The following is a 4,763-nucleotide window of genomic DNA, read 5'->3' as shown; positions in this document are numbered from 1 at the left end:
TGGTGATCGCGCCGACCAAGCTGACCGACTTCGCGCCGATCTACTGCGACGAGGCCGGTGACGGCCTGGTAACCCAGTTCGACAAGGATGACGTGGAAGCGGCAGGTCTGGTCAAGTTCGACTTTCTCGGCCTGCGTACCCTGACCATCATCGACTGGGCGCTGAAGACCATCAACCGCGACCGGGCCAAGGTCAACGAGGCGCCGCTGGACATCGCCTTCATTCCGCTCGACGACAAGCCGACCTACCAGTTGCTGCAGAAGGCCGAGACCACTGCCGTCTTCCAGCTCGAATCTCGCGGCATGAAGGAGCTGATCAAGAAGCTCAAGCCCGACTGCCTGGAAGACCTCATTGCACTGGTGGCGTTGTTCCGGCCAGGCCCGCTGCAATCGGGCATGGTGGACGACTTCATCAACCGCAAGCACGGTCGCGCCGAGCTGGCCTACCCGCATTCGGACTACCAGTACGAAGGACTGAAACCGGTGCTGGCGCCCACCTACGGCATCATCCTGTACCAGGAACAGGTGATGCAGATCGCTCAGGTGATGGCAGGCTACACCCTCGGCGGCGCCGACATGCTGCGTCGCGCCATGGGCAAGAAGAAACCCGAAGAGATGGCCAAGCAGCGTGGCGGCTTCATCGAAGGGTGCGCCACCAACAACATCGACCCGGACCTGGCGGGCAACATCTTCGACCTGGTGGAAAAATTCGCCGGTTACGGTTTCAACAAGTCCCACTCCGCTGCCTATGGGCTGGTGTCCTACCAGACCGCCTGGCTCAAGGCTCACTACCCGGCGCCGTTCATGGCCGCAGTGCTCTCGGCGGACATGCACAATACCGACAAGGTCGTGACCTTGATCGAGGAAGTGCGCACCATGAAGCTGCGCCTGGACGCGCCGGACGTGAACAATTCCGAGTTCAAGTTCACGGTCAACGACGATGGCCGCATCGTCTATGGGCTGGGCGCGATCAAGGGCGTGGGCGAGGGACCGGTGGAGGCGATCATCGAAGCCCGCCAGGCCGGCCCGTTCAAGGACCTGTTCGACTTCTGCGAGCGCGTCGATCTCAAGCGCATCAACAAACGCACCCTCGACGGTCTGATCCGCAGCGGTGCGATCGACCGCCTGGGCCCGTATTTCCACGATGAGCCCAAGGCCTATCAAGCCAACATCGACCGCAATCGCGCGGTACTGCTGTCGGCCATGGAGGGCGCGATCAAGGCGGCGGAGCAGACCGCTCGCACCCACGACAGCGGCCACGACGACCTCTTCGGCGGTGTGTTCGTCGAAGCGGACGCCGATGTCTATGCCGACCATCGCAAGGCCAAGGAGCTGACTCTCAAGGAGCGGCTGCGAGGCGAGAAGGAAACTCTGGGGCTGTACCTCACCGGGCACCCGATCGACGAATACGAAGGCGAGATCCGGCGCTTCGCTCGGCAGCGCATCATCGACCTCAAGCCTTCGCGCGAAACCCAGACCGTGGCCGGCATGGTCATCGCGTTGCGGGTGATGAAGAACAAGAAGGGCGACAAGATGGGCTTCATCACCCTCGACGACCGCTCGGCGCGCATCGAGGCCTCATTGTTCGCCGATGCCTTCATGTCCGCGCAATCGCTGCTGCAGACCGACGCCATGGTGGTGGTGGAAGGGGAGGTCAGCAACGATGACTTCTCCGGTGGCCTGCGCCTGCGCGTCAAGCGCGTGATGAGCATGGAAGATGCGCGCACCAACCTGGCCGAAAGCTTGCGTCTGAAGGTGCACGCCGACGGGCTGGGTGGCGATCGGCTCGGCTGGCTGGGCGAATTGTGCCGTCAGCACCGCGGCGCCTGCCCGATCACCATGGAATACACCAGCAACGACGCCAAGGCGACGCTGCAGTTCGGCGAAGGCTGGCGGATCGACCCGGCCGACAGCTTGATTCAAGCGTTGCGTGACCAGTTCGGTCGCGAGAACGTCTTTCTGCAATATCGTTGAACCTGACCGTTGAGCTGGCCCCGCGGGCCGGGCTCGACCACAATTAATAAACTCGACCTGAACGCGCCGTTTCCTTTAAGGTATGGCGCCAAACGGATCAACCGGCCGGCCGCTTGGCCGTCGACCCAAGACGGATGCCTATGAACCCGAATTTTCTTGATTTCGAACAGCCGATCGCTGACCTGCAAGCCAAGATCGAAGAGCTGCGCCTGGTAGGCAACGACAATTCGTTGAACATCGGCGACGAGATCTCTCGCCTGCAAGACAAGAGCAGCACGCTGACCGAAAGCATCTTCGGCAACCTGACCAGCTGGCAGATTGCCCGGCTGGCGCGTCACCCGCGCCGCCCGTACACCCTGGACTACATTCAGCACATCTTCACCGAGTTCGATGAGCTGCACGGCGACCGTCATTTCTCCGACGACGCCGCCATTGTTGGCGGTGTCGCTCGTCTCGACGAGCAGCCGGTGATGATCATTGGCCACCAGAAAGGCCGCGAAGTGCGCGAGAAGGTCCGTCGCAACTTCGGCATGCCGCGTCCGGAAGGCTACCGCAAGGCGTGCCGCCTGATGGAAATGGCCGAGCGCTTCAAGATGCCGATCCTCACCTTCATCGACACGCCGGGCGCGTACCCGGGCATCGATGCCGAAGAGCGCAACCAGAGCGAAGCGATCGCCTGGAACCTGCGCGTGATGGCACGCCTGAAAACGCCGATCATCGCCACGGTGATCGGTGAAGGCGGTTCGGGTGGCGCATTGGCCATCGGTGTCTGCGATCAACTGAACATGCTGCAGTATTCGACCTATGCGGTGATTTCGCCGGAAGGTTGCGCGTCGATTCTGTGGAAGACGGCCGAAAAGGCGCCGGATGCCGCCGAAGCCATGGGCATCACGGCCGAGCGCTTGAACCACCTGGGCATTGTCGACAAGGTGATCGACGAGCCACTGGGTGGCGCCCATCGCGATCCGGTCGCCGCCTCGGCCCTGATCCGCGCCGAGCTGACCAGCCAACTGGACATGCTCAAGGGTTTCGACACCGAGACGTTGCTCAGCCGCCGGTATGACCGGTTGATGAGCTACGGGTTGTAAGGTTCGAGACCGCGGCGCGCCCTTCGCGGGCAGAGGGCTCAGCCGCCCGCCCCGCTCCCACAGGTATGGGTTCACTCCGTCCACTGTGGGAGCGGGCTCTGCCCGCGAAGGGCGCACCGCCGATTCAAGGCCCAGCCCCGATCCGTGTGGGAGCGGGGCGGGCGGCTGAGTCCTCTGCCCGCGAAGGGAGCACCGCTCATACCTCGCCTTGCCCAGTGAGGGCCGCACCTTATGCGTGAATCCTCAGTCTTGATGCAACGATTACAGGCCCGGTTGCAACCCTACCTCTCAGCCCCTGCCTGGTACGTCGCCTTCTCCGGTGGCCTCGACTCCACTGTCCTGCTGCACCTGTTGGCCGGTCTGCCCCAGCGTCCGCCGCTGACTGCTCTTCATATCCATCACGGTCTGCAATCGGTCGCCGATACCTGGCCCGCACACTGCCAATCCCTGTGCGATCAGCTCGGTGTGTCGTTGCGCATTATCCGGGTGCAGGTCGAGAACGGCCCCAGCCTGGAACAAGCCGCGCGCCAGGCGCGCTACCATGCTTTCGATGCGGTGCTCGGAGTCGGCGATGTCCTGTTCGCCGCCCAGCACCAGGATGATCAGGCCGAAACCCTGCTGTTTCGTCTGCTGCGCGGCGCTGGCGTGCGGGGGCTTGCGGCGATGCCACAGCAGCGACCGCAAGGGCAGGGGATCTTGGCCAGGCCGCTGCTCGATGAGCCTCGCAGCGAACTGGTCGCGTACGCTCGTGCCGAGGGCCTGGACTGGATCGACGACCCCTCCAACACCGATACCCGTTTTTCGCGCAATTACCTGCGCCGAGACGTGCTGCCCGTGATCACGGCGCGCTGGCCCCAGGCGGCCGGCAGCATTGCCAGGGCCGCGGCCCATCTGGGCGAGGCAGCGCAGTTGCTGGAGGAACTGGCCGAAGCGGACCTGGAGCCTGCGCGCGCATCGGTCGAGCATTCCTGGCTGTCCGTACCGAGCCTGGCCCTGGCGCCGCTGCAAGCGCTGTCAGACAGCCGTCAGCGCAATGCCCTGCAGTTCTGGCTGGCACGCCTGACGCGCCTGCCCGACACCCAGCACTGGGTCGGATGGGCATCCTTGCGCGACGCCGATGCCGCAGCCACGCCCGTCTGGCGACTGACCGACGGCGAGCTGCACAGGGCCCACGGACGGATCTGGTGGGTCAGTGGCCAATGGTCGCAGGCTCAGCCTGCGGTCCAAACATGGCCGCGTCCTGAGCAGGCCTTGCAACTGCCGGGTAACGGTGAGGTGCGATGGCAGGGCAGTCCGCCGTCCGGTCAGGCGCAGATTCGCTACCGCCAGGGCGGCGAAGGCCTGCGCTTGCCCGCTCGCGGGCAGCGAGACCTCAAACGCCTGCTCAATGAAAGCCGCCTGCCAGGCTTCGTGCGTGATCGCCTGCCCCTGCTGTTCGTCGACGACCAGTTGGTGGCCGTGGCCAACCTGCCGCTGTCCAGTGTCGATGGCCAACTGTCGTGGTCGCCGCCGACCGGCGAGCAGAGTTTGAGATGAAAGGGGGAATCCGGTAGACTACGCTCCCTTCTTGATACAGCTTCTGTGAGCCCACCGGATTCACGGACGTTGCCGATTGCCAAACCGTTTTTGGCCGTCGGGGGCTTCGGCCTTCCTTCGCTTTCCCCGGCGGCTTCTGCCGCTTTAACGCAGACTTCTAGGGTTT

3 protein-coding genes are annotated in these 4,763 nt (G+C 63.9%); all 3 read left to right on the top strand.

What is annotated here, in order from left to right; genetic code table 11:
- The coding region (gene dnaE, locus B2V21_RS18460) for a DNA polymerase III subunit alpha (RefSeq protein WP_286917643.1) at positions 1-1,973 on the top strand (1,973 nt) is incomplete at its 5' end.
- Positions 1,974-2,113: 140 nt separating this feature from the next.
- Positions 2,114-3,061 carry an acetyl-CoA carboxylase carboxyltransferase subunit alpha gene (locus tag B2V21_RS18455; RefSeq protein WP_043185110.1) on the top strand — a complete coding sequence of 316 codons (948 nt, stop codon included), beginning with the start codon at positions 2,114-2,116 and terminating at the stop codon, positions 3,059-3,061.
- Positions 3,062-3,313: 252 nt separating this feature from the next.
- Positions 3,314-4,597, top strand: a complete 1,284-nt coding sequence (tilS, locus tag B2V21_RS18450) for a tRNA lysidine(34) synthetase TilS (protein ID WP_414708427.1) — start codon at positions 3,314-3,316, stop codon at positions 4,595-4,597.
- The last annotated feature ends 166 nt before the right edge of the window (positions 4,598-4,763 follow it).

This window comes from Pseudomonas sp. UBA6276, from assembly GCF_002438365.1.
In the GTDB taxonomy this organism is placed as follows: Bacteria; Pseudomonadota; Gammaproteobacteria; order Pseudomonadales; family Pseudomonadaceae; genus Aquipseudomonas; species Aquipseudomonas coleopterorum.
This window is presented reverse-complemented; position numbering and strand designations above follow the sequence as displayed.